Genomic DNA, 25601 nt, shown 5'->3' on the forward strand with positions numbered 1-25601 from the left:
GCCGTAAATCTACCAAAAGCCAGATGCTGAAAATCCTATATATCGTCGGGGGGCTGGTCGTGGCGGCGGTAGGTGGTCTGCTGCTGTATTCTCTGGGGCAGCGGGCCGTGGCCTACGAACTGAAGCTGACCGTGCTGGACGCTCAGGGACAGCCGCTGCCCCCGCAGCGGCTGCTGCTCTGGGACCGGAGCAGCGGGCAGCACGAGTTTCGCCTCGACCAAGCCGGGCAGTTTACCCGCGAGCTGTCGGAGTCGTTTGGCTCCAGCGCCGTGGGGCCGCTTCGGCCGGAGTCCTTCGGGGTGCGGCTGGCGTTTCCCGACCTAGCCCCGCTTTACTACTGGTTTGCCGTCCGAGGTAGCGGCCCGCTCCCGTCCTACGAGGTGTATAACGACTACTACAGCTACGGCACCACCCAGTGGGTCGGTGACTTCGACGCCAAGGGCTTCGTCCGCCGCCAGACGAAGCCCGCTGCCCAAGGCGTGGTAGCGGCGGCCGTGCCGCCCCGGGGTGGGCGGGTGCCGCGCTGGCAGGCCACCGCTACGCTGCAACGAGCCGGCAAAACTCCTGATGGCCGCCGTAAGTACACGCTCGACCTGACCCTACGGCAAAGCGGAGTAGAAATAGTGGAAGCGCTAAGTCGCTGATTGGGAAGCCTCGCAGGCTTTTCGCAGCTCCGGCCGGCGGCGCATTGTTGGCAAGTATGCATCCTGGTGCTGGCGGCGCTACTGGGCACCCTGGCGGCAGATTTCGAGTGGGTAGTAGGCGGGCCGGCGCGAAAAGGTGCATCGAAAAGCCGGAGAAAGTGGCTAACAAGCCGTTCCCAAGCTCTGCGGTAACCCTGCGGCCGGGGCAGGCCAGGATTGTGCGTAGCTCGTGCACTATTTCCCCGTGGCCGTGGTTTATTTACGTCTGTCAAGTCCTGGTTTAGCCGTATTTTTACCGAATGTTATTTGCCCCCGAACCCCTCGCGCCCACGCTGGCTTCCGCCCGGCGCGTCCTGAAGCAGTATTACGGTTACGATACCTTCCGGCCCATGCAGGAAAGTATCATTACCAACATCATGAGCGGCAAGGATACCGTGGTGCTCATGCCCACCGGGGGCGGCAAATCGGTGTGCTTTCAGGTGCCGGCCGTGGTGCAGGAGGGCGTGTGCGTGGTCGTGTCTCCGCTCATAGCCCTGATGAAGGACCAGGTCGAGGCCCTCAAGGCCAACGGCATTCCAGCCGAGTACATCAACAGCAGCGTGGGCCAGAGCGAGCAAACCAGCATTGCTTCCGACTGCCTCAACGGCTACCTCAAGCTGCTCTACGTGAGCCCGGAAAAACTCGTCTCCCCGGGCTTTATCCAGTTTCTGCAGCGCCTGCGTATCAGCATGTTCGCCATCGACGAGGCCCACTGCATCTCGTCCTGGGGCCACGATTTCCGGCCCGAGTACACCCAGCTCAAGCTGCTGCGGGAGCATTTTCCGCGGGTGCCCATTATTGCCCTCACCGCCACCGCCGACCGCCTCACCCAGCGCGACATCCAGCAGCAGCTGCGCATGCACGAGCCCCAGGTGTTCCTCTCGAGCTTCGACCGGCCCAACCTCAACCTGATAGTGCGGCCCGGCCAGAACCGGGTGGGTAGCATTGTGGAGTTCGTAACCGGCCGGCCCACGGAGGCGGGCATCGTGTACTGCCTCTCGCGCAAGCAGTGCGAAACTTTGGCCCAGAAGCTTAAGGAGAAGGGCGTGCGCGCCGGCCACTACCACGCCGGCATGACGCCCAACCAGCGCGGGGCCGTGCAGGAAGCCTTCCTGCGCGACGATTTGCAGGTCATTGTGGCCACCATTGCCTTCGGCATGGGCATCGACAAGAGCAACGTGCGCTGGGTCATTCACTACAACCTGCCCAAGAACATCGAGGGCTACTACCAGGAAATCGGGCGGGCCGGCCGCGACGGGGCCCCGGCTACGGCCGTGCTCTTCTACAGCTACGCCGACGTGATGAGCCTGCGCGACATGCTCACCAAGGATACCGATCCGCGCCTGTCCCAGCTTAGTCTGGCCAAGCTGGAGCGCATGCAGCAGTTTGCCGAAGCGGCCAGCTGCCGCCGCAAAATCCTGCTCAACTACTTCGGCGAAACCCTGGCTACCGACTGCGGCAACTGCGACATCTGCCGCAACCCCCCCACCACTTTCGATGGCACGGAGCTGGCCCAGAAAGCCTTATCGGCCGTGGTGCGCATGCGCGAGCGGGCCTCTATCGGGCTGCTGATTGACGTGCTGCGGGGCATGCGCAACCAGGCCATCCTGCAGGGCGGCTACGACCAAATCAAAACCTACGGCGCGGGCCGCGACCTGCCCTATCTGGACTGGTACAGCTACATCCACCAGATGCTCAACGACGGCCTGCTCTACATTGCCTACGAAGAGGGCTATGCGCTGAAAATCACGGAGCTGGGCAAGCAGGTGCTGCAGGGCCAGCGCCAGCTGCCGATGAAGAAATTCCAGCCTGCCGAAAAAGCCGAAAAGCAGGCCAAGGGCAAAAAGGCTGCCCGCGAAACCGCGGCGCCCACCGATGCCACGACTCAGCTTTTCGACCGGCTGCGGCAGCTGCGCAAGCGCATTGCCGACGAGCAGAACGTGCCCCCGTACGTTATCTTCACCGATACCACGCTCCAGGAAATGGCGGCCGAGCGGCCCGTGTCGCGCACGGCCATGCTGGCTATTGGCGGCGTGGGTATGAAGAAGTTTGAGAACTACGGGGAGGTCTTTATCAAAGCTATTCTGGAGCACGGGGGCGCCCCGAATCCTTCGGATACCACCGATGACGACGAGGATGAGGATTTGCTTAGCACCGGGCGCAAGCCCGCCCGCCGCACCCGCGAAGCCGGCGACACCCACGAAAACACCCTGCAGCTCCACCGCGCGGGCCTGAGCGTGGAGGCCATTGCCGAGCGCCGCAGCCTGAGCCCGAGCACCATTCGGGCCCACATCGAAACCCTCTACGCCAAGGGCCAGCCCATCCGCCTGGAGGAGTTTCTGACCATGGACGAATTCGCCAAGATCCAGACCGCCATCGGCCAGCTCGGCGGCGACCCGCCCCTGCGCGACCTGTTCGACCACTTGCGGGAGCAGTACGACTACTTTAAGCTCCGCCTGGCCGTGATGTACCAAAAGCGTCTGCGAGGAAAGTAGGGTAGACGGTGAGTTAGTGAACGGATGAGTTGACGTTCTTCCGTCCTTGCAAGCAGCGCGAGGCAATTCATCCGCTGCGTCCCACGATTTATCCTTCATATGCTAGCCTTTTTTGCGCTGTCATGGCGAGCAAAGCGCAGCCATCCGTCCTCGGCGCAGGTAGTCACGCCACTTACCCAGAAAGCCCCTTACTCCATGTCGTAGTAAGGGGCTTTTCAGTGAAGGAAGCTTAGCACTTCGCCGAGGACGGATGGCTTCCTCGTTCCTCCTCGCAAGGACAAGGAGGGCGGCTCCTTAGAAGCAGGCTTTACGACTGTATTTTGCGAGGTAAAAGGTCTGGGAAAATACTTGGCTGGCGGCACCCTAAGAATATGCCAGCCGCGTTATATTGCCTTCGCGCTTTGCCCGCCTCTGTATGTCTTCCTCCTTATCTGTTCCGCGCCTGCTGCACTGGCTGGCTGGCGCTCTGGTTGCTGCGTTTCTGCTCCTGATGGTCAGCAAAGTGTGGCCGTACCGGAACCTGGAGCCGGGCATTCACTTTCTAACAACCAAATCGGAGGCTACCAACGCCAGCGGCCTGTTTCGCTTCGGATTCTACGTGCACATTACCAGTAGCTTGTGGGTATTGGCGGCCGGACTGGTGCAGTTCTTTCCCCGCTGGTTTCGGGGCCGGGTGGCCTGGCACCACCGCCTGGGTAAGCTCTATATTATTTCCGTTCTGGCCCTGGCCGCACCCTCCGGACTGATCCTGGCCGGATATGCGAACGGCGGGCTGGTGGCCAAGGCCGGTTTTGGGTTGCAATGCCTGGTGTGGTGGCTCAGTACCTGGCAGGCATACCGCTTGGCCCGGCAGCACCGCTGGGAGCTTCACACCGAATGGATGCTGCGCAGCTTCGCCGTGACGCTGGCGGCTCTGAGTCTGCGCTCGGAAAGCTACCTGCTGTATTACGTCTTTGGCACCAAGCCCATTGAAACCTACCTGACGGTTACCTGGCTCTCGTGGACGGGCAACCTGGTGCTGGCCGAAGTGCTGATTCAGGCTGGGGCCGCGCGGCGACTGTTACGGCAGGCGCAGGTATTTAAAGCCTCGGCGTCCGTGCCACCAGTAGTTGCCTAGTGCCGATACCAAGCACCGGCCTCGTCTAGTACAACTTTGCCCAACCGTGGTCCTGGCCTCTTTCTGCTGTGTTTCCTTTCTGCCTATGAAATTCCTGGTGCTGCTTTTCCTGCTAGGCACTGCCACCGCCGGCAATCCTTCTACGCGTCCTGCCAGGACTGCCCCACGCAGCTCCTCGGTAGCCAGTGCCCCTGCTGTGCTGCGCAAGTTCAATCTGGCTCCGCTGTGGCTGGTGTCGGCCAAACCGGCCGAGGCCCAGACCATGCTTGGGTGCATGGGCCCGCAATACCGGCCTTTCGATTTGGTGTACGAAAAAGTGATGCGCGACAGTAAGAACCCGGCTGTCTACCACGTGCAGGGAAAAAGCCGGGAGCGGGAGCGGCTCCTGCCGTTCAGCGGCACTATCACCGTCGTGGCCCTGAAAAAGGTAACGTATGGTAATAGCGCCTTGGCCTCGAAGGCCCCGGCGCACTACCAGGCCACCGGGCGGTTTCGACTAACCGAAAGTGCTCAGCAAGAAGGCGCGGGCACGTTTACGGGCACCTTTACCACCACGTTTTCCCATACGCCCGAGGGCTTGTCGTACATGCCCGGCCGGCCGTATTGGTGGACGGAAGGCCCGGCGGGGGAGGGCTCTACCTTCACCAGCACCTGGACCAGCGCGATGCATCCCCAGCCCGTGAAGCTGGTGTGGGCCAGCAACTTTATGAACATCGTCGACTCGGTTATCAGCGGCTTTAGCGTGGGGGAGCGGGGGCCGGGCATCACCCGCAAATACGCCCGGGTTGGCTGGTCGCGCTACTGGGAAAACGACGAGTGGTGGGTCGAAGCCGAAGGGCCGGTTTTGTAGCCCTAAAAACCGTATTTTGTCTCCTGATAACAGCCCGGCTGGTTGGGCAAACTAGTCTCCTTTATATGAATTCGCTACAACAAGTAACGGCTGCGGCCCTGCTATCGGTCCTGGGCTTGGCGGCCTGCCAGCAGCCCTCCACTTCAGCAACAGCGGCCGCGGCCCCCGTTGAGGCGCCAACGATGGCCGCCGCTCGCCCGGCCGCCGCCAAGCCGACCGCGCCGGCCCCGGTGCTGACGCCCGAAATGCGAACCTTCCTCGCTCAATACGACTTGTCGGAGCTTTGGTCGCCGGATGATAAAACCCGGATTAGCCTGATGAATGGCTTCCTGGGTGCCGACCATTACCGGGTGGAAGTAGTAGTGCTCTCGGCCCGGAAAGACACGCTGCAGCCCGAGGTGTACTACGTCACGGGTAAAAACCGCTTTAAGGGCCGGATTACCCCGTTTACGGGCACTATTACGCTACAGACCGTGCAGGATCTGGGCAAAGATATCAGGGAGTATATGGACGACAACGGGGATGCTAAGGGCTATACCGCTACCGGAACGTATGTTTTCAACGAGGAGCCAGCCAGCAAAGGAGCCGGTACCTTCGCCGGCAGCATGGCCGTAAACTTTAGCATGGACCCGAACCGGCCCGATGGGCTCCAACTGTTCGCGCTGGACATTCCGGCCGTGCAAGCCTCGCCCACCCGGGGCACGGGCCTGCTCTACGAGGGGACGTGGCGCAGCTACCAAAACCGTCAGGAAAAGCCCGCGTTGTGGGCCTTCAATTTCCTGCCCATTGCCAGCGGCGTGCTGGCCGACTTCAGCATTGGGGAGCGGGAAATGGCTATCAATCCTAAGTACGCCAAGCTCGGCTGGAACGAGTACTGGACGAATGAGGAGTGGTGGGCGGAGCCCGGTACGGCCGTGGCCCAGGCCTTGCCCGACAGCCTGGGACTTTAGGCTAGCGTGCAGGAAAATAGAGCGGAACTTTTTTCTAAAAATTTAAAGCTAATTGAATTAGTAAAGCTGCGGGTTTGTTGCTAATTTCACGAGCCGATAACCCTTTGATGTCGAAGCCTTTCCCGGCTCCCTACCCGCGATGATTAACACCAACCTGAAATTCTGGCGGCGCGAACTGGCCCTGACTCAGGCTCAGATGGCCGAAAAACTAGGTATCAAACGCTCACTAGTAGGTGCTTATGAGGAGGGGCGCGCCGAGCCCAAGCTCAGCACCCTGGTCAACATGGCCCGCTTGTTTGGTATCTCCCTGGATGCTTTGGTCACCACTGACTTCACCAAGAAGAGCGCCCAGAAAGCCGCCCTGCGCCAGCTCGAGCCCGTGAATGCCTCCCCCGATCCTCCCACGCCACGCCCCGCCAACGGCCTGCGCATTTTGGCTCTTACCGTCGATAAAGAGCAGAACGAGAACATCGAGCTTGTGCCGCTGAAGGCCAGCGCCGGCTACCTCAATGGCTACGCTGACCCCGAGTTTATTGAGGATCTGCCCAAGTTCCGCCTGCCCATGCTCAGCACGGGCGGCACCTACCGGGCCTTCGAAATTGCCGGCGACTCGATGCTGCCCATTGCTTCGGGCACCGTCATCGTGGGCAAGTACGTAGAGGATTGGATGACCATTAAGGATGGAACGCCCTGCATTGTGGTGAGCAGCAAGGAAGGCATTGTCTTCAAGCGCATCTTCAACAAGCTCAAGGACGGCGCCACGCTTTCCCTGCACTCCGACAACCCCGTGTACTCGCCGTACGAGATTGGGGTGGAGGATGTAGTGGAAATCTGGGAGGCCAAGTCCTATATCAGCAGCACTTTCCCCATTGCCGATCTGTCGCTTTCGCGTCTGGCCAGCATCGTGCTCGACCTGCAGCAGCAGATGAGCACGCTGAAAAAGGCGTAACGCTTTTTCATCTCCTGATCCGCATTCGTATCATAGCAAGGCTCACTCGTATTTCGCGGGTGGGCCTTGCTGTTTTCAGGGGGTGTCTAACTTCGCTCGGCCTTTGCGCGTATGCTTTAGGCAATTTGCTACCACACCAACGCCCTGAAACTCCATGCTGAAGTATATCCCCGCCACCGACCGTCACCACGCCTCGCCCGTGAGCTGGCTGAACAGCTATTTTCTGTTCTCGTTTGCTGACTACTACGACCCGAATAACATGCATTTCGGGCCCCTGCGGGTTTTTAACGACGACAGCATTGCGCCCAACTCGGGCTTTCCGCAGCATCCCCACTCGGAAATGGAAATCGTGACTATCGTGCTCGACGGTGAAGTAACCCACGAGGACACGATGGGCAACAAAACCACTATTCCCAAGGGGGAAGTGCAGCGCATGACGGCGGGCACGGGCCTGGCCCATTCCGAGTTCAACCGCACGGATAAACCCCTGCATATCTACCAGCTGTGGTTTTTGCCCAACCAGAAAGGCCTGGCCCCCAGCTACGAGCAGAAGGACCTCGACTTGCTCGACAGCAAAAACGAGCTAATGCCGATAGTTTCGGGCCAGAAAGTGCTGGAGGATGTGGTCTATATGAACTCCAACAGTACCATCTACTGGTCGAACCTGAAGGAAGGCAAGGAAATCGAGTTCAAAACCTTCCCGATTCGCAACACCTTTATCTACGTCAAAGAAGGCACGATTTACGTGAATGGCACCGAGTTGGGTCCCAACGACCAAGCCCGCATGACCGATGAGCACGTCGTACAGATTCGAGCCACGAAGGACTCGCAGTTTATCCTGATTGACCTGCCGGCGGCCGAAGCCAACTACTAAACCAGAAGTACCCGCTGCTACCGACAAGCCGGACAGTTATGTCCGGCTTGTCGTGTTTATAGGCTATACCAACTCCTTATTAGGAGAGTCAGCGCAAGCTAATTCCGTATAAGTACCGCCAAAAATGCGTAGTTCGAAGCCTGGCAAACAACCGTAAAACCTTGGGTATGCACCCACAGCAGTGAGTGCCTGATTCGGAAGGAGGCTTTATGATTGCCATTAATAGCGCGGCCAAATGGATGACCGTTGGGTTGTTTGCGGTCCATGCCCTGGCCTGTAACTACCACAAACAGCCGCTTGAGCAGGCCTCCGGGCCGAAGCCGGAACCAGAAGCCCCGGTGCACTTTGCCAGTCAGGGCGGGAAAGAGAAGAAGGTGCAGATTCCCTATTATCCGCTCCGCTCCCCGGCTGACCTTGACCGACTCATGGCCCAGATTGGGGAGGCGCGGGTGGTATTGCTCGGGGAGGCCTCGCACGGCACGCGGGAGTACTACCTCTGGCGGGCGGCGCTGAGTAAGCGCCTGATCCAGGAAAAGGGCTTCAGCTTTATTGCCGTGGAAGGGGAGTGGGCCGATTCGTACCGGGTGAATAATTTCATCAAAGGCCCGCGTCAGGACAGTGCGGCGGCCGTAAAGCTGCTGCGCACCTACAACCGCTGGCCCACCTGGATGTGGGGCAACCACGAAGTAGCCTCGCTGGTGAAGTGGCTAAACCACCACAACCAGCAAGCAGCTCGGCCCCGCCAGGTGGGCTTCTTCGGCCTGGATGTGTACTGTGTCTGGGAGTCGCTGGCCGATATTGTGCCCCACCTCGAAAGCCGGGATGCCCAGGCGGCCCAGGCAGCTCAGCGGGCCCAGCAGTGCTTTAAACCCTACAGCAATGATGCTCAGCAATACGCCCTGGCCATTGCACGCGCCGATAAAAGCTGTTGGACGGAAACCAACCGGCTGTGGAAGTACCTGGAGAAGCTCACGGGCGGAGCCGTGCCCAAGAATGAAGAGCTGTTTGTGGCCCAGCAGCACGCGCTAGTAGCCATGAATGGAGAGAAATACTACCGGGCCATGACCACCAGCAACGCCGAGTCGTGGAATGTTCGGGACAAGCACATGATGCAGACCCTACAGCGCCTGCTGGAGCTGCACGGCCCGCAGAGCAAAGCCATTGTGTGGGAGCATAATACCCACGTGGGCGACGCCCGCTACACCGACATGGCCAGCAGTGCCGAAGTAAACGTGGGGCAACTAGCCCGGCAGCAGCTGGGCCGGGAAAACGTGTTTATCGTGGGTTTTGGCTCTTACCAAGGCTCCGTAATTGCGGCCGATGCCTGGGGCGCGCCCATCAAGCAGATGCTGGTGCCCGAAGCCAAGGCGGGCAGCTGGGAAGATTTGCTGCACGCCGTAGGCCCCGCCGATAAGCTAGTTCTTTCCCAGGATTTGCGGGACAATCCGTATTTCAAGCGCCGCCTCGGCCACCGGGCCATCGGCGTGGTATATAATCCACGAACCGAGCGGTTTGGTAACTACGTGCCGTCGGTGATACCGCAGCGCTACGACGCCTTTATCTACCTGGATAAAACCACGGCCCTGCACCCGCTCGAAACCCCGGTAAAAGCCAATGAGCCCCCGGACTTGTACCCATCGGGAACGTAGTAGCTGGCCCCAACCGGCTATACCTAATGGATAAGTACTACTGCGTGAAGTATAATCCAGTACGAAAAGACTAGGCTCACATATAGGAAGGTTGTTTGGGGAAGCAAATAGAGCAGGCGCTTACTGTAAGATCTATTGGCCAGTGGAGCCAGGCTCATAACGAGAGCCGCAAGAAGGCCTAGACTCAGTGCGAGGCCGAAGCTCCAAAGGAAGTCATGCGCCGTAAGGCGCCGGATGTCATTAAGGGTGCCAAGTACGGGGTTGAGCCCCGCCATCAGGAGGCTGAGGGTCCAGAGAAGCATGGGTTTCTCAAGCAGCTTCTTCATTGCGCAAAAGTAAGTTATGCTACAGATCCAGTACATTCTACTATTTAGCTGCTCCTTCCGCCTTGGGCTTAAACACGACCCGAAAGCCCCGCAGCGCCGACGGATGGTAGATGGTCCCGTGAGTTTCGGTGGGCATCGATTCGTAGTGCCAGGTCAGGGCGGGGTTGGGCGTGTCCTGCAGAAGCTTGGCCAGGCGGGCCGAGGCGGCGGCAATGACGGGCTCGTCGCTGGAGGTCATATACAGAGTTTTGGCCGGTCCCTTGTACGCTTTGACGGTAGCCGCGGCCTGCTTGACGAGCTGCTCATTGTTCCACCACAGGCTGGGGTCGAAGGCCAGGTAGGTGTCGAACAGGTCGGGCTCGAGCAGCAGGGTTTCGACGACGAACAGGCCCGCCAACGACTCGCCCACAATGGCTTTTTCCGGGGTGGTGCGGTAGCGCTGCTGTACCTGGGGCATAAGCTCCTGGCGGATAAACTTGCGGAAAGCCGCCGACTCGCCCACCTTGGGCGCAATCTGCTTGTCTTTTTCGTTGGTCGTGGGGCCGGTCAGGTCGCGGCGGCGCTGGGTGTTTTCGATGCCGACCACGATGAAAGGGCGCATCGTGTTGTTCCCCACCGACACCTGCACCAAACCCGCTACGTGCAGGAAGTCTTCGGCCAGGCCGCCGTCGGGCATGTAGAGCACCGGCAGCCGCAGGGTCGGGGTTTCGGCATAACCGGCGGGCAGGTACACGTTGATGCGCCGCTTTTCGCCCAGGACTTTGGAGTCTATAGTAAAGGTCTGGCCGATGACCAGGGGCTCGGCTTTGCTTTGGGCCGTGGCAGAGGAAGCAAAAGTGCCCGCGAAAAGGAGGAGCAGCAGTAGAAAGCCGCAGAAAATATGTCTGGTGTTCATGCTTGAAGATGTTAGAGTTCTGCTACTTGAATTACCTCATTCGTAGTGAGCATGAATTCGCATAGTTGCTTGAAGATGAGAGCCGCTACCGGAGCGTTGGAAAGATTGTCGCAGTAGTAGAACCCATCGGCTTCCACAGCCACGATAACCGGAGGCCACGCCGCAAGGCTGCCGGAAAAAGCCGAACTTTCTTGCGTGATGGGCAGGCTAAGGCCGAGTTGAGAGGCCTCGTGTTGCACCACACGAAAGCGGCGCTGCACAAACTGCAGCGCCGCCTCCGGGTTGAAATTCTGGCCGCTAAGCCGGAGTTCCTTACCCATTACATCGTGTACTTGCGGCCCTTGTTCTGCTCCTTGAGGTAGGCCATCAGGGGCTGGAAGTAGTCGACCATGGCGCGGGCCGAGAGGTCTTCGCCGGTTTTCTCCTTCAGCACCTGCCGCCAGTCCTTGCTGGCGCCGGGGCGCATGATGTCGGCCAGGAACGAGCCCACTTCCTTGCTGCCGTAGTAGTTGGTAGCGTGCGGGTCCTGCTTCAGGATTTTCTTGCTGATATGGTCGTGGAGCTGGAACAGGATGACGTACGAGAGGGCGTAGTCGTAGTACTGGGCCGGGTCGTCGTTGATGTGGGTTTTGGTGGCCGGGTCGAGGAAGTTTTCCCCCCGCGTACTGGGCGGCACGATGCCCTGGTACTTTTTCACCAGCTCCCACCACTTGGCGTTGAGCTGGTCGGCGGGCAGGTTGTCGGCGTAGAAGGAGTTTTCCCACTCGCTCATCACGCCCGAGGAGAAGGGGATGAAAGTCACGTAGTTCAGGGCTTCCTTGAGCAACGTCTGGGTTTGGTCGGTCTTGGCTTTAGCGTCCTGCAAGCCCAGGCCCACCAGGAAGGGCTTCTGGGTGGCGGCCAGGCCCATCAGGCTGCCCATGGCCTCGTGGTAGGCGCGGTTGGCCCCAGCCCGCAGCAGCACCGGCACCTCGGGGTTGGTGTAAGTGAGGTAGTAGTAAATGTGGCCCAGCTCGTGGTGGGTCGTTTCGTACCACTCGGTGTTGGGCTCCACGCTCATCAGGCTCCTCACGTCGTTGTTGAGGTCCATGTGCCAGGCCGAAGCGTGGTTGTTCTTCTTGTAGGTAGCAGTTTTGGGCAGCGGGTAGAGGCTGCTTTTCTCCCAGAACACCGGCGGCAGGGCCTGAAAGCCCAGGCTCTGGTAAAACCGCTCGGCCTGCTTCACCTGCCATTCGGCGCCCTTCTTGGCCAGGGTGCCGTCCAGGTTCACGCCCTTCACCTCGACCATGGCACTCCAGTCCTGCCCCCAGCGGTTGGGCAGCCAGGAGGCGGGCAGGTAGTCGGGCACCTGCTTCTGGCCGTACTTTTTGGCCAGCTCGTAGCGGGCGTAGGTGTGCAGCTCCCGGTAGAGGGGCCGCAGCTCCTCGTTGATTTTGCGCATCAGCGTCATCATTTCCTCCCGGCTCATGCCGTAGTCGGAGGCCTGGTAGGTGAAGTAGTCGGGGTAGCCCAGGGCCTGCACCGTCTGGTTGCGCAGGCCGCGCAGGTTCAGCAGGCCGTCCTTGAGCGTGGGGCCAATGGCCTTGCTGGCTTCCCAGATGGCCTGCCGCTTTTTGGGGTCTTTTTCCTTGCGCAGCAGCTCGTCCAGGTCGTTGGTCGTTACCGACTTGCCCTGGTACTTGTAGTCGAAGCCGTAGAGCTTTTCGGTCTGCTGGGTTTCGGCCTTGATGCGGCGCTTCACCACGTCGGCAATGGTCTGGGGCGAGTTGGCGGCGTTATACAGGGCCGTTTGCAGCTGCTTCACCTGGATGTCGGTGAGCTGGTCCTTGTGCTCCAAGAGCTGGCGCAAATCGGCAATGTTCTGGCTGCTGCCGGTGAAGGCGGCCATGGCCTCGTTGGCCCGGGCCGTAGCCGCCGAGTTGGTCGTGTCGCCGGCCACGATGCGGGTGTTGGAGCGCCACTCGGCCTCCGCCGAGCGGGTGTAAAGCTGCTGGTACTGGGCCGAATAGTTGGCCAGAAACTCATCGGCCTGCCGGCCCCAATCGATAGGCGCGGGTGGGGTAGAAGCCTGAGCTGGAACAGCTTCGGTGGCCGGGGTAGTAGCCGTAGCGGTTTTGGCCGTGGGGGCGCAGGCCCACAGCGCCGAACCCAGCGTAGCCAGGGCCAGGCCGGAAATCAAAGGTTTTTTCATTGGAAGGGAAGAGGAGCGGAAAGGGCAACAAGTATTTCGCTGGCTAAAATAGCCACTTGCCGACAAAACGGCCGAAGTCGGATCTTTCGTGTCATTGCGAGGCGCAGCCGAAGCAATCCGTCCTCTGCGCAGGTAGTCCCGCTCTTTTACCAGAAAGCCCTTACCCGTAAGCAACGAGTAAGGGCTTTGTATTGCTGGCGTGTAGAGACGCATACTTGCGTCTCAATCGTTGCTGAGGGTGCTTAGCCCGGAATTGTTGGGGCGCCGTCGTTCAACGACGAGACGCAAGTATGCGTCTCTACATCGGGCCACGATAAAGGGCTTTCTGGTTAAAGAGCGTGTCTACCTGCGCAGAGGACGGATTGCTTCGGCTGCGCCTCGCAATGACACGAAAGAGTTACGCGGCCTGAGCTTCTTGCTGCAGCAAATGGCAGTCTTTATACTTCTTGCCGCTGCCGCAGGGGCAGGGGTCGTTACGGCCGAACTTGCGCCTGGAGCGCAGGGTTTTGAGCCATTCCCGTGGGTCGACGCTGAAGCGCAGGAAGCGTTTCTTGGGGTTTTGGCGCAGGGCCCGGCTCAGGAGCTGGTAGAGCTCGGGGTGGTTTTCCTGGAGCTTCTCAGGCTTCTCGAAGAAGTACTCCGTCACGACGGCGAAAAACTCGGCCTCGTTGGTGCCCCCGTAGGCGTTGATTTCCGACTTGCCTTCCCGGATAGCCTCAATCTCGCGGGCCATGACCTCGGCCCAAGGCTGGAGCAGCTCGGGCGGCAAGGCCATCTTCGGCACCCCGTCGATAACGCCATCGGCCTCGTCGAGCATGTGGGCAAACTCGTGAATGCCCACGTTCTGCTTGTCCAGGCCATCCTTGAAGCCCTGCTCCAGCGAGGCTTTCGACAGGTGCATGTAGTGCTGGTTCTGGAAATTGCGCACCGAGCCCAGCAGCTGGCCTTGCAGCGGGGCCACTTCCTTGTCCGGGTCGCGGGCTTCTTTCCAGGAGTCGGGCACGATGAGCACCTCGCCCAGGTTGCCGTATTCCCAGTCGCGGAAGCCGAAGATGGGAATGATGGCCGAGGCCGCTACCAGCACCCGGGTCACGTCGTCGACTTCGGTTTGCAGGCCCGTAATGCGGGTCTGGGCCAGAAACACCTGCACTTCCCGCTCGAAGCGCTTCTTCTCATCCACGGTGAGGGACAGATAAAAAGCCACCCGGGTAGCCAGAATCTGGCGCCACTCCTCGGGGAAATCGGCGGCCAGGGCGGCGGCTTTTACGCGGGCGTCGCGCGTTGCGTAGCGGTAAAACAGAAAGACAATCCCGGCCAGCACGGCTAGGTAAACGATATAATTCATGGGCGGCTAAACGCGGCAGCAGGCGTTAGGTTGGGGTAATTCTTATTTCGGCTGGGCCTCTACGTCGGGGTTGCGGCCCAGGCGGTAGCCCAGGCCCAGGCGCAGAGCGAAGTTGGAACCGAAAAGGGCGCCCTTGTCATCCTCGACATTACCGGTCACGTAAAGCTGCCCGTCTAGGCTTACTGTCAAGCGTTTATGCCGCCACCCTGTGCTTATATTAGGCAGCAGCGTAGTACTCGCGTATCCCAGGTCTTGGGGATTGGGCGTGAACAAGGGGTTGGCATTGTCTACGACTTTCGGCTTTATTACCTTATTCAGCTCATAGCCCAGGCCCACGAACCATTGCTGGTCGTGGGGCAGCGGCAAGAAAACCCTGACGCCCAGGCGGGCCGTGCCCAGTAATGCCTGGTACGTGAAAGGAGCGTACACAATACCGCCTTGGTCGGCCGCAAAGTACCGCTGCCCCTTGCTGCGAAAAGAGCTGAGGCTAAGCTCCCCATACACGGCAGTCCGGCGGCCGGGTTGAAACAGTTCGGCGTACAAGCCGCCAAAGGGGCGGGGGCGGCAATCCACGCAGGCGCCGTCGGTGGTGGGATTGTACAAAGGAGTATAAACACTCTCAATCCGATTGTAGCGCACCCCGGCCAGGAGGCCCCCCTGAAAAGCGGTCCGGCGGCGGGGCCGGGACTCTGCCAGCCAGCTTCGGGTGGGTTGCTGGTTGGGTGTGCACTTGGTGGTATAGGTCTGAATGACGGCGGCCAGTCCTTCGGGGGTAAAAGGAATTTTGCTGGCTTGCTCGACGGCGGCCGGGCAGTTGCCAAACAGCAGGTTCAATTGGGTTTGGTAGTTGTTGCCGTCCGTAATAACCCGGTTGCCCGTGGTGTTGCGCAGGTATTTTCGCTCACTCAGATCCAGAATGGGCTGGCCGGGCAGGTGAATGAGGTAGTGGGGAGTGCTTGTCGTAACAACCCGCAGGAGCATAACCGGCCCTTCCAGCAGCACATCCGCCAGCACGGAGTCGCGCCGGACATCCGGGCTGTAGCCCAGGGTCAGTTTTTCCAGCCGGGTTTCGGCCGCGTGGTCGATGGGCAGCACTTCGTAGCGGAAGTAACGCCCTTGCGTGAAGCTCACGGCCCGCAGCTGCCGCGGTTTGAAGACTTGGTCGGGACTATCGGCCTGGGCCCGAAAGCGGATAGACGTAGGCGGCTCGGTCCAGAAGTTGTTTTCAATCAGGCCGCGCAGGGTGTCGCCGTTGCTTTGCACCAGCAGGCCGGGTTCAAAAGCCTGGGCTTGCAGGTGGGCCGCGCAAAGGCTAAAGCAGGCGGCAAGGAGTAAGCGTCGAATCATACGTTGCAATAGGTACTTGATGAATGGTGTGTTAGAGTTGGGGGAGGTGCTCCCGCAGCCGCTCGCGCAGCAGCTCGACCAGCAGGGGCGCCAGAAACTGAAATTTGTCGGGAATGCGCAGGTTGATAATAGGCTTGCCGGCCAGGGCTTCCCCAAACTTGTCGCGCAGAATATCAGCGTGGCGCCGCTCCATCACGAAGATGACGTCGGCCCAGCCCAACTGGCCGGCCGTCACCCGCACCCGGGCGCCCGGCTCGGTGCCGGCCGAGCGGGCCTCGTAGTGCGGGTGGTCGTCGAAGAGCCGCTCGGCCGTGAGGCTGCGCCAGCGGTTCTGGCTGCAGATAAACAGCAGTTGGCGGGGCTGAGAGGCTGAGGTTTGTAAAGAAGCGCTGATAACGTAAGCTACTTTTTAAGCGTGAGTTTCTCGATGGAAGCGAGCAGCGCCTTCCGGTTTTTCGCTGATTTGATAAAGGGTGGCAGTCTTTCAACCATAGGTGAGAAAGTAGTAGTCTGCCGTTGCCGCAGCTTTGCCTGAATATATTCTTTCAGATGCTGCAGATGTTCGTAGGTATAGGCCCATAAAATTGCTGCACCAAACGAGTCTTGTAGCCAAAGCTTGGAGCCGAAATATGGCTCGGTTTCTCCATCCTGCACTTGGGGTGGTACATAATCCTCGTAAATGGGAGTGAACCTATTGCTAAGGCGGCAAGCCGGACATTTGAGGAGGACGAAGCTGGTCTTCTGCTTTACGGCTGGAAGCGTAACCTCTACCCGATATCCGCAATCTGGACAGTATCGGTTCACAGATACCTTATAGAGCCCCCGTTGCGCAAGGCCCCGATGACACGTGGAGCAATGAAATTCGTACTGGCCGGACGCTGAATTCTTGGTGACTTCGGCCCGGTGCCGGCAATGTGGACACTCGACAACGAATGTATCGGTGAAACTATAAATGGTGCGAGGACCACCGGTAAAACGAGTTATAGTTTCGTCTTTCATGTGGTAAGTCCTCGCACCATAATCTGCTTTTATTCCACCACCGACACCCGAATCTTGCGGCCCTTAATCTTGGCGCCCGTCACGCGGTTGGCTACTTCCTGGGCCTGTTCCCGGGGCACGGCCACGTAGCTGTAGTGGTCAAACACCTCGATATGGCCGACGGCGTCGCGCTCCAGGCCGCCGTGGGCCACGAAGGTTCCGACCAGGTCGTGGGCACTGACTTTGTCGCGGCGGCCAGCCGATACGTGCAGGGTCGTGCTGGTGGGGCGGGGGGCTTTGGGCGCGGCGGGCGGCAGCTTGGGCGCGTGCATGTCCTGCCACTGGATGGTTTCGGCCACCGGCCATTTCTGCACGTGCTTCTGCTCGTGGGGCGTCGCCAGGATGTGGGCCACGCCCTCGGCGCCGGCCCGGGCCGTGCGGCCGGCCCGGTGCTGGAAGGAATCGGCCTTGTCGGGCGCGTCGTACTGGATGACCGTGTCGAGGGCCGTTACGTCGAGGCCCCGGGCGGCCACGTCGGTGGCGACGACCACCTGACTGGAGCCGTTGCGCAGCTTCATCAGGGCTTTGTCGCGCTCGGGCTGGGGCATTTTACCGTGCAGCACCTCGGCTGCTACGCCCCGGCCCTGCAGGAAGCGGGCCAGCTCGGTGCACTTCTCGCGGGTGTTGCAGAAAATCAGGGCCCGGCCGGTTTCGGGCTGGTGCAGCAGGTGTAGCAACGCGGCGGGCTTCTTCTCGATGGGACCCACGTGGCCGCGCAAGCTTAGGTTTTCGGGCAGAGTGCCTTCGTCTTCCCCGGCGTTCACCACCCGAGGCCGGGTCAGGTTCTTGCGAATCAAGTCCAACACCTTGTCCGACATCGTGGCCGAGAACAGCAAAGTCTGGCGGCGGCGGGGCAGGCGCTTGATGATTTCGACCAGCTCGTCCTGGAAGCCCAGCTCCAGGAGCTTGTCGGCCTCGTCCAGAATCAGGACTTTGAGCTGGTTGGGAATAATGGTGCGGCGCTCGAAGTGGTCGAGCAAACGGCCGGGCGTGGCCACTACAATGTGGGGCGCCTGCTTCAGGGAAGCTGTTTCGTCGCGGAAGGCGTGGCCGCCGTAGAAGGCCGCCACCCGCAGGTTGGGCGTGTACTTGCCGAGCTTTTTCAGCGCGTCGCGCACCTGCAGGGCCAGCTCCCGGGCCGGCACCAGTACGATAATCTGCACCGCGTCGAGCTTCAGGTCAACCTGGTGCAGGATAGACAAGCCGTAGGCGGCCGTTTTGCCCGAGCCGGTGGGCGCCTGCCCCACCACGTCCTGCCCGGCCAGCGCCATCGGAATTACTTGCTCCTGAACGGGCGTAGGAACGGTAAAATTCAGCTCGTCGAGAGCTTGTATCAAAGACGGCGCGAGGCCAAGGTCGGCAAAAGAGGGCATGCGAAACGGTATAGTATAAATGCAAAGGTACGCCGGATTTCGGCAGCCGCCGCGGGTCGGCTGTGGATAGCAAGCGGCTGGCCTGGGGAGCTAGCCTGGGGACTGGTCGCGGGGCCGGCCGTAAGGCGTGCCCCGCCGCGCGGTGCCTACTGCGGCTGCCGGTGTTTGGTGGCTTTACTACGGGCGTTTGGCCCTACTTACCAACGGCCGGAGGCCCCGCGCTTTTTCTCCTCCGGAATGTCGACCAGGCGGTAGCGCACAGCGTTTTTCTTGGGGCGAATATCCATGCCAACGTAGTGCGCATACACTTTGGTAAAGCAGGCACCGAAGTAGAAAATCATGGCCGAGTAGAACACAAACAGCAGCACCAGTACGATGCTGGAGGCGTGGCCGTAGATTGGGCCCAGGTTGCGGGGCACCAGCAAGTGGCCCAGGGCAAACTCGCCCAGGTCGATGAGCACGGCCGTCAGTACGGCCCCGCGCAGCACCGCCTTCCAGGGCACGTGGGCGTAGCTGAGGTTGCGAAACGTGACGCCGCACCACACGGCCAGAATCAGCAAGGACACCAGCTGGTTGAGCGTCTGCACCAGGAAATAGCCGAAATTGGGGTCGAAGCCGCGGATGTAGTCGGCAAAAAAGGCCAGCAGCGCGTCGCTCAGAAAGGCTACCAAAGACAGCAGGCCCGTCGTCAGGAGCAGGCCCAGAGAACGGCTGCGCTCCTTGAGCATCTTGCTGAAGCGGCCTGTCGTGCGGGTAGTACGCACCTGCCAGAGCTGGTTCAGCGAGTTTTGAATGACGACGAACAGGGTGGTAGAAATAAAGAGCAGAAAGGCAAAGCCCAGCCAAGTCAGCAGGCGGCTGCGCTCCACGTTGGTTACGTTGAGCAGAATCTGCTCGACGAGCTCGGCGGCCGAGGTACCCAGCAGGGCCGAAAGCTTGTTGAGCAGCAACTGCCGCACGCCCGAGGTAGAATACACCGACCCCAGCAGTTGAATCAGGATAATCAGGATGGGCGGCAGGGCAAACGTAGTGAAGAAGGCCGTGGACGCGCCCAACCGGAGCGGGTCATTCAGGGCAAATTCCCGGGCCGCCCGCTTTAGCAGCAGGAAGAAATCTGTCCAGACTTTTCGCCGGGGCTGCCCCGGCTGGCGTACATTTGTCATCGGCTTCGCGTACGAACTTCGGCGCCCGGCCGTTTGGTGCGAAGAGCGAAGGTAAGGTGCCGGCGTCGTACTGCCCAGACTCATTTTTTTGCCCTGCCCGTGTCTTCTCCGTCTTCGTCCGTGCTGCCTTCTGCCCCGCCCCAACGCCCCGGCAACTGGTGGCGCCGCCGCGTCGTGGACCCGGTGCGCAACATCCTCAAGCAAGGCCTGACCCCGCCCCAGCTCGCCCTAACCATGGCCCTGGGCATACCCATGGGCCTGGTGCCGATTCTGGGCATTACCACGCTGCTGGCCACCTTCACGGCCGTGCGCCTGCGCCTGAACGTGGCCGCCATGCTCATCGTCAGCCACCTGATGAGCCCGTTTCAACTAATCGTGCTGATTCCGCTGATGCGGCTGGGGGCCCGCTTGCTGGGCAACGGCCAAGGCCCCGAACTGACCATCGACCAGCTGAGCACCCTCTTCAAGCACGACTGGACCAGTGCCCTGGCTTTGCTGTGGCGGGCGGGCCTGGGGGCCGTGCTGCTCTGGGTGGTGCTATCCATTCCGCTGGGCCTGCTGCTCTACTTTGCGCTCAAGCCCGTTTTTCGGCGTTTGCTGGCCCGGCAGACGGTTGCCACGCCCTTGTGATTGACCAATAAGTAGCCATAAAAAAAGCTCCGACGTTAAGCGGAGCTTTTTTTATGAAAGTTATGGGAGGCTAAGCGTCGGCGCGCTTATACACGGGCTCGGCCTGTAGGAAGTACTGGTTCAGAGGCTCGTCGGAATTTTTGTCGAGCACCATCACGTCGACCAGGTCGTTTTCCTTGATGTTGCCCTGCACCACCGGCCCCATTTCCTCGAGGAAAGCCGGGTCGTTGTCGGCCGTGTAGAAGGCCAGCAGCAGGCGGGAGGGCGAAGTGCCGTCCTGGAAGTGCACCATGGCCACGTAAGCCGCTTCTACCTGGGGCTTGCTCAGGGCAAAGCCGCGCAGGGCCTCAATCAGGCCGGCGTGCTCTTCGGTGGGCGGGCCCAGCATTACCTGCACGTTGCCGGGAGGACCCTGGGTGATGCTGCTGTTGAGCATTTCAGCAATTTCGGCGGCGGGCAGCAGCTTGCCCACGGTGGAGAAAGGGTTCAGGGCGCAGTCGGCTCCCTGAACCATCTGGAAGAAGTCGAGGCCGCGCAGCCGCATGTAGGGCAGGGTATCCTCTTCCTGCCCATCGGCTTCAAAGATCCGCTCCTTAGAAGTGAAAACCGGGATTTTGCCGTCGTTGAGCACTTGGAGCTGAATTTCCATGCCTTCCACGGGCGTTACTTCGCCCATGGGTTCCCCTTCCTTGGGAATGGTTACCACGAACACCTCCTCGTTGAGCAGCGCCTGGTAAAAACCGGGGCGAAACTCGGGCATGGTGGCCGCGTTGAAGAGCAACTGCTCCAGCACATTGACCGGCTCGAAGTGCGGCATCTGCGGCATCTCCGGAATCGGCATCTGCGGGGCTGGCATGGGCGGAACTGGGCTGGGGGCAGCCGGCGTAGGCGAGGTATAGCTGGAGCCTTTGTAGCGGGGGCCGCCGGGGGCCGGTGTTTCAGGCGTAGAAGACGCGGCGCCGGGAGTGGCCGGGGCCGGAGTAGCAGGAGGCGTCTGGGGCGCCGGTTTGTTGGATTTCAGAAAGTCGAAGAGACCCATAGGACGTAGTGGATTGGATACGCAAGCTAAGGAGGTTTGCGGAAGAATACCGCCAAAAATGCTCCTTCGTATGACTTTTATGGTAGCAATTTGGTTCCCAGCGGGTTTGCTGGGCTCTTACTGTCCGTCGCTGGCCCCGCAGCCCCGCAGCTGCTCAGATACTTCCCGAATAGTGAAAATCTCGCCCTTATTTCCCCACGATGTCTGTACAAAGTTCAGGATGTTGGTAATCTGCGAGTCGGTCAGGTGGGTGTCGGCCGCGGGCATCACTTGGTTGTAATCCACGCCATTAACTATCAGCGGCCCCTGCATCCCCTTGCGTACCAGGCAGGCCAGGCCGCTGCGGTTTTTAACCAGGTAGTCGGCCCCGGCCAGGGGCGGAATCAGGCGCTGCAGGCCTTCTCCTGCCGCCCCGTGGCAGTTGGAGCAGTGCGAGGCGTAGAGCTTGGCACCCTCGTTCTGCCGGTTGGAAAAACAGCCCACGACGCTGGCCCCTCCGGCCAAAACGGCCAGGGCGCGCAAAACGAGAATGGGCTGGATCCGCGGCTTCATTACTGCGCTTTTTTCTGTTTGGCGGCCTCTTCCCGCAGCAGCACGGGCAAGTCCTTAATAAGCTGGTCGACCTTCTCCTTCACCATGCCGTCGTAGACGCCGCGGATGTGACGGTCGGAGTCAACCAGGGCAAAGGCGCCGCTGTGGGCGTAGCCGCCGGCCACGGTGCTGTCTTTCTGCGCTGCGGCGAAGTAGCGCGGGGCCAAGCGGAAAATCGTGTCGTGGGGGGCGGTGGCAAAATGCCAGCGGCTGGCGTCCTTGATGCCCAGGCGCTCGGCATAGTCGCGCAGCACCGGAATGGAGTCGTGGGCCGGGTCGATGGTATGCGACAAAAACACTACCTGTGGGTTATCCTTGTACTGCTCGTAGACGCGCAGCATTTCGCTCTGCATCTTGGGGCAGATGCTGGGGCAGGAGGCAAAGAAGAAGTCGGCGATGTAGACCTTGCCGGCAAAGGTTTGATTAGTAATGGTCTGGCCTTCCTGGTTGGTCAGGGTAAAGGTCGGAATGGCGGCGAAGATGGTATCGGCCGGCCCGCCGTCGGCCCGGGGGCGCACGTCCCGCTCCCCGTAATAGGGCAGGGTCTGGGCGGCATCGGGTTTATCGGAGCAGGAAGAAAAAGCCAGGGCGCTGCCCACGGTCAGCAAGGCAACCTGGAAAGAGCGGCAAAACGAGAAGGAAATCATTGAGCGGAAGGGTTAGCGGCGGCGTGGGGAGCCTGTTGTAAAACCAGCTTGGCCGAGTCAAGGTTCTGGCGCATGAGCCGGCCCACCGAATCTATTTTCTGCTGCTGCACGGCAAAGTAGCGCAGCTTGGCCTCGGTAGCCACGGTGTCAGCGGGCTTGCGGTACTGGTGCATCCAGCCCATCATGGCCGCGTCGGCCCGGAGCAAGTTGCGGCGCTGCCGGCCGGCCAGCACGGTATCGGGCAGCGGGGCCTTTTGCAGCTGCTGGCGCAGGTCGTAGAGCTGGCCCATCTGGGCCATGAGGGTATCGTGGCTGGCCAGCACGGCTTTTTCGGCAGCTTCAACTTGCTGCTGTTCAGTGGGGCCGGAGTTGCAGGCGGCTAGCAGGGCTGCGCAGCCCACGGCCAGCAGCAGGGAAGGACGGAAGGTAAACACGCGGCAAAGGTAAGCCACGCGGCCCGGAGTAGCAGGGTTGTTCGTTGTCAGTTGCCGGTTGTTAGACAAAGAACGTCATGTCGAGCAGCGCGAGACATCCCGCGTGCTGATGTTGCCACACTAACGGTCATGCTGAGTGCAGTCGAAGCATCTCTACCGCTTCGTTGCATTGCCAATTGAATAGCGTTGCAGTAGAGATGCTTCGACAAGCTCAGCATGACGTGCTGATTGGGCCAGCTACTAGTACTACCGCAGCGGCGCGGTCGTCAGCGGCGTCACGGGCGTTTCGCGCGGCACGCGGCCCTGGAAGTGGGGCATGGAGACGTTGGGCAGGCGGGGCAGCACGTAGCGGGCGAAGTAGTCGGCCTCGCCCAGCAAGGGGTAGCCCGAGAAGATAAAGGCCCGGAAACCCATGTCCAGGTAGCGGTTCAGCTTTTCGACAATCTGGTCGGGGTTGCCCACCAGCGCCCCGCCGGCCCCGGAGCGGGCCTTGCCGATGTCGGTCCAGAGCAGGGGTTCGACGAAGCCTTCCATGTCGGCGTGCTCGCGCAGCTGGTTCTGGCGGTGCACGCCCAAGGACCACGAATCCTGGGCCCGGCTCTTGATTTCGGCGCCTTTCACAGGGTCAAACTTGGACATGAGCTTTTTGGCGTAGGCCCGGGCCTCGTCCTCGGTTTCGCGCACGATGACGTGGATGCGCAAGCCGAAGTCGATCTGGCGGCCGTGGGCGGCGGCCCTCGCGCTGAGGTCCTGCATCGTGTCGTAGAGCATTTCCTCGGTTTCGGGCCACATCAAAAACATGTCGCAGTACTGGGCGCACACGGCCCGGGCGCCTTCCGACGTGCCGCCGAAGTAGAGCAGGGGCCCGCCGTTCTGCTGGTAGGGCTTGGCCGGGTCGGCGGGCATGTCGAACTGGTACAATTCGCCCTTGTGCACGATGCGCTCCTGGGTCCAGGCCTGGCGCAGGATTTCGATGGTTTCGGCGCAACGCTGGTAGCGCAGCTCGGGCACCTCGCGCAGGCCGGGCAAGTCGGAGTTGATGATGTTGATGGTCAGCCGGCCCTCCAGCATGTGGTCGAGCGAGGCCAGGGCCCGGGCCAGCATGGGCGGGTGAATTTCCCCGGTCCGGATGGCCGTGAGCAGGTTGATGCGCGAGGTCTGGGGGGCAATGCCGGCGGCAAAGGTCATCACGTCCTGGCCTACGGTGTAGGAAGTGGGCAACAGGATGTTGGAGTAGCCCAGCTCCTCGGACCGGAGCACGATGTCGCGGCAGTGGGCCCAGGAGCTGCGGTAAGCCCCGTCGAGTACGCTCAGGTACTGGGTGTCGCCGCCGCAGAGGTCGTCGAACCAGGAGACTTCGGCCACCCGCTGCGGGGTGCGGATGGCGACGGAGGAAATGGGAGTGGAGAGCATCGGAAAGAGTCAGGTCCGGCAAAACCGGATAAGGACGGAGTAAGAATCAGCCGAAGAGGTAACCAGGCTACAACTGACGCGGCCCAGTACTGCCGCGCTGCTTGGAAAGAAAGTACAGCACCAGACCCGCCGCCGCCACAATGGCCACATCCCGCGCCTCGTTGGCCGCGCTGTTGGAGAGCAGCCACAAACACAAGGCTACGCACAATGCCGCCACGACCGTGCCGCCCAGCACCCGAAACGGGGCCGGCCGCTCGGGGTGGCGCCGGCGCAGCACCGGCAAGGCGGCGCAAGTTAGGGCAAAGTAAGCCAGGCGAATAATCGTGCTCAGCGTCAGGGCGTAGATAAACGTGCCGGAAATGGCCAGCACCAGCTTCAGTACCGCCGACACTAGAATGGCCACGTAGGGCGTGCGAAAGCGCGGGTGGGTGGCGCCGAAAAAGGCCGGAATCTGGCCCTGTTCGGCCAGGGCAAACAGCAGGCGAGGGCCCGTGAGCATCAGGGCGTTGAGCGTGCCCAGGGCCGTGAGCATGGCCGCTGCCGCCACGAAAGCCGCTCCGATGGGGCCCAGAAACTGCTGGGTGGCGCTGGCCAGGGGCCGCTCCGAGGACGCCAGGTTGGGCAGGGTGCCGATGCAGACCACCTGCACCAGCAGAAACAGCACGGCTACGGTGCCGATGGCCGTGAACAGGGCAAAGGGCACGTTGCGCTGGGGCTGCTGGATTTCGGCGGCCGGAATGGCAGCCACGTCGAAGCCCGAGAAGGTGAAAATCAGCAGCAGCACGGCGCTGGAAAACCCGGTGTAGGTAGGCGCCACGGCAAAGGAAAATGCCCGCCAATCCACGAAAAACAAGCCCACCACGGTAAACACTACCAGCACCAGGACCTTGCTGATGGTAAACACGTTATTGGCCCGCGAAGCCTGCCGCACGCCCACCAGGTTCAGCAGCGTCAGGGCCGTAATCAGCCCGGCCATGAGCCCGGCCCGGCCGAGGCCCGCGCCCACGGCGGGCCAGAAGTAGGCGGCGTAGTCCACGAACAAATTGCAGAGCGCGGCGAAGCTGGCCAGGCGCGACACCCACAACAGCCAGCCGACCTCAAAACCGACCAGGGGCCCGAAGGCTTCGCGGGCGTAGAGGTAGGGCCCACCGGCCCCGCTGAAGCGGCTGCTGACCTCAGCAAAGCAGAGAATAATCAGCGTGACGATGGCCGCGGCAGCCACGTAGGCCACTAGGCTGTAGGCCCCGACCAAGGCGTAAATTTTGGCCGGCAAGCCCAGGATACCGGCCCCGATGGTGATGTTGATAATCAGGGCCACGAAGTCCCAGCGGCGGATGCCCCGCACGAGGTCGGGCCGCGGGGCGGCAACGGAAGGGGAGGTCATGCAAAAAGCGAAAAGCAACGAAAACGGGCGGCACGCACGGCCCCCACGACGCGGAAGTCAGGTAGTTGCGGGGCAACAACAACAGCGGTTTTCGATGGGCTTTACGGGGTGCATGCGGGTAGAAAAGCAGGAAAATCCGGCGACCTGACCTACCCGTTTTTTCGAGTGAGCAGCTAGGCCGGGCAGGGGCAAATATAGACAGCGCGGTCCGCAGTGCA

Annotated in this window: 24 protein-coding genes; 9 read left to right on the top strand and 15 right to left on the bottom strand. The window is 61.0% G+C overall.

Features of this window, described 5'->3' with window-relative positions:
- Positions 1-23 precede the first annotated feature (23 nt).
- The 8 genes from E5K02_RS02295 (at position 24) to E5K02_RS02330 (ending at position 9567) form a co-directional block, all read left to right on the top strand.
- Positions 24-644 (top strand): hypothetical protein, encoded by a 621-nt coding sequence (locus E5K02_RS02295; RefSeq protein ID WP_135391688.1) that lies wholly within the window; start codon positions 24-26, stop codon positions 642-644.
- 299 nt (positions 645-943) lie between these two features.
- Positions 944-3178 carry a DNA helicase RecQ gene (gene recQ, locus E5K02_RS02300; protein WP_135391689.1) on the top strand — a complete coding sequence of 745 codons (2235 nt, stop codon included), beginning with the start codon at positions 944-946 and terminating at the stop codon, positions 3176-3178.
- A 415-nt stretch (positions 3179-3593) separates the two neighbouring features.
- Entirely contained in the window at positions 3594-4295 is a 702-nt protein-coding gene (locus E5K02_RS02305; RefSeq protein WP_135391690.1) for a DUF2306 domain-containing protein, read from the top strand.
- An 85-nt stretch (positions 4296-4380) separates the two neighbouring features.
- Positions 4381-5145: a hypothetical protein gene (locus tag E5K02_RS02310; protein WP_135391691.1), complete on the top strand. Its 765-nt coding sequence runs from the start codon at positions 4381-4383 to the stop codon at positions 5143-5145.
- A gap of 65 nt (positions 5146-5210) precedes the next feature.
- Positions 5211-6095: a hypothetical protein gene (locus tag E5K02_RS02315; protein ID WP_135391692.1), complete on the top strand. Its 885-nt coding sequence runs from the start codon at positions 5211-5213 to the stop codon at positions 6093-6095.
- Between the two features lie 139 nt (positions 6096-6234).
- A complete protein-coding gene (locus tag E5K02_RS02320) occupies positions 6235-7044 on the top strand; it encodes a LexA family transcriptional regulator (protein ID WP_135391693.1) in 810 nt (269 codons plus the stop codon).
- A 154-nt stretch (positions 7045-7198) separates the two neighbouring features.
- Positions 7199-7918: a pirin family protein gene (locus E5K02_RS02325; protein ID WP_135391694.1), complete on the top strand. Its 720-nt coding sequence runs from the start codon at positions 7199-7201 to the stop codon at positions 7916-7918.
- Between the two features lie 209 nt (positions 7919-8127).
- Entirely contained in the window at positions 8128-9567 is a 1440-nt protein-coding gene (locus E5K02_RS02330; protein WP_240737118.1) for an erythromycin esterase family protein, read from the top strand.
- Between the two features lie 366 nt (positions 9568-9933).
- Here E5K02_RS02330 and E5K02_RS02335 read toward each other — a convergent pair whose 3' ends face one another.
- From E5K02_RS02335 to E5K02_RS02375, 9 genes are all read right to left on the bottom strand, one after another.
- Entirely contained in the window at positions 9934-10788 is an 855-nt protein-coding gene (locus E5K02_RS02335; protein WP_135391695.1) for an alpha/beta hydrolase, read from the bottom strand.
- Between the two features lie 11 nt (positions 10789-10799).
- Positions 10800-11108 carry a hypothetical protein gene (locus E5K02_RS02340; protein ID WP_135391696.1) on the bottom strand — a complete coding sequence of 103 codons (309 nt, stop codon included), beginning with the start codon at positions 11106-11108 and terminating at the stop codon, positions 10800-10802.
- The gene (locus E5K02_RS02345; RefSeq protein ID WP_135391697.1) at positions 11108-12979 is read right to left on the bottom strand and encodes a M2 family metallopeptidase; all 1872 of its coding nucleotides are present in this window, start codon (positions 12977-12979) and stop codon (positions 11108-11110) included. The genes E5K02_RS02340 and E5K02_RS02345 overlap by 1 nt, the downstream gene beginning before the upstream one ends.
- A gap of 397 nt (positions 12980-13376) precedes the next feature.
- The gene (locus E5K02_RS02350) at positions 13377-14324 is read right to left on the bottom strand and encodes a M90 family metallopeptidase (RefSeq protein WP_135391698.1); all 948 of its coding nucleotides are present in this window, start codon (positions 14322-14324) and stop codon (positions 13377-13379) included.
- Between the two features lie 42 nt (positions 14325-14366).
- Positions 14367-15671, bottom strand: a complete 1305-nt coding sequence (locus E5K02_RS02355; protein WP_135391699.1) for a hypothetical protein — start codon at positions 15669-15671, stop codon at positions 14367-14369.
- Between the two features lie 31 nt (positions 15672-15702).
- Entirely contained in the window at positions 15703-15912 is a 210-nt protein-coding gene (locus tag E5K02_RS25845) for a hypothetical protein (RefSeq protein ID WP_240737119.1), read from the bottom strand.
- A gap of 161 nt (positions 15913-16073) precedes the next feature.
- On the bottom strand, positions 16074-16670 hold the full coding sequence (locus tag E5K02_RS02365) for a YfgJ family double zinc ribbon protein (RefSeq protein WP_135391701.1): 597 nt from the start codon (positions 16668-16670) through the stop codon (positions 16074-16076).
- A 29-nt stretch (positions 16671-16699) separates the two neighbouring features.
- Positions 16700-18082, bottom strand: coding sequence for a DEAD/DEAH box helicase (locus E5K02_RS02370; protein WP_135391702.1), 1383 nt, complete (start codon positions 18080-18082; stop codon positions 16700-16702).
- Positions 18083-18279: 197 nt separating this feature from the next.
- Positions 18280-19245: a YihY/virulence factor BrkB family protein gene (locus E5K02_RS02375; RefSeq protein ID WP_167856256.1), complete on the bottom strand. Its 966-nt coding sequence runs from the start codon at positions 19243-19245 to the stop codon at positions 18280-18282.
- 99 nt (positions 19246-19344) lie between these two features.
- Here E5K02_RS02375 and E5K02_RS02380 point away from each other — a divergent pair, with 99 nt between their 5' ends.
- A complete protein-coding gene (locus E5K02_RS02380; RefSeq protein ID WP_167856257.1) occupies positions 19345-19875 on the top strand; it encodes a DUF2062 domain-containing protein in 531 nt (176 codons plus the stop codon).
- Between the two features lie 70 nt (positions 19876-19945).
- Here E5K02_RS02380 and E5K02_RS02385 read toward each other — a convergent pair whose 3' ends face one another.
- The 6 genes from E5K02_RS02385 to E5K02_RS02410 all read right to left on the bottom strand — a co-directional run bounded on the left by E5K02_RS02385 (position 19946) and on the right by E5K02_RS02410 (position 25383).
- Complete coding sequence (locus tag E5K02_RS02385) at positions 19946-20914, bottom strand: enhanced serine sensitivity protein SseB C-terminal domain-containing protein (RefSeq protein WP_135391705.1); 969 nt, start codon at positions 20912-20914, stop codon at positions 19946-19948.
- Positions 20915-21031: 117 nt separating this feature from the next.
- Complete coding sequence (locus tag E5K02_RS02390) at positions 21032-21466, bottom strand: c-type cytochrome (protein WP_135391706.1); 435 nt, start codon at positions 21464-21466, stop codon at positions 21032-21034.
- Entirely contained in the window at positions 21466-22152 is a 687-nt protein-coding gene (locus tag E5K02_RS02395) for an SCO family protein (RefSeq protein WP_135391707.1), read from the bottom strand. The genes E5K02_RS02390 and E5K02_RS02395 overlap by 1 nt, the downstream gene beginning before the upstream one ends.
- Positions 22149-22604 carry a hypothetical protein gene (locus E5K02_RS02400; RefSeq protein ID WP_135391708.1) on the bottom strand — a complete coding sequence of 152 codons (456 nt, stop codon included), beginning with the start codon at positions 22602-22604 and terminating at the stop codon, positions 22149-22151. Before E5K02_RS02400 ends, E5K02_RS02395 begins: the two co-directional genes overlap by 4 nt.
- A gap of 228 nt (positions 22605-22832) precedes the next feature.
- Entirely contained in the window at positions 22833-23999 is a 1167-nt protein-coding gene (locus E5K02_RS02405; RefSeq protein ID WP_135391709.1) for an LLM class flavin-dependent oxidoreductase, read from the bottom strand.
- A 67-nt stretch (positions 24000-24066) separates the two neighbouring features.
- A complete protein-coding gene (locus E5K02_RS02410; RefSeq protein ID WP_135391710.1) occupies positions 24067-25383 on the bottom strand; it encodes an APC family permease in 1317 nt (438 codons plus the stop codon).
- Between the last annotated feature and the right edge of the window lie 218 nt (positions 25384-25601).

The organism is Hymenobacter metallicola, assembly GCF_004745645.1.
GTDB classification, from domain to species: Bacteria; Bacteroidota; Bacteroidia; order Cytophagales; family Hymenobacteraceae; genus Hymenobacter; species Hymenobacter metallicola.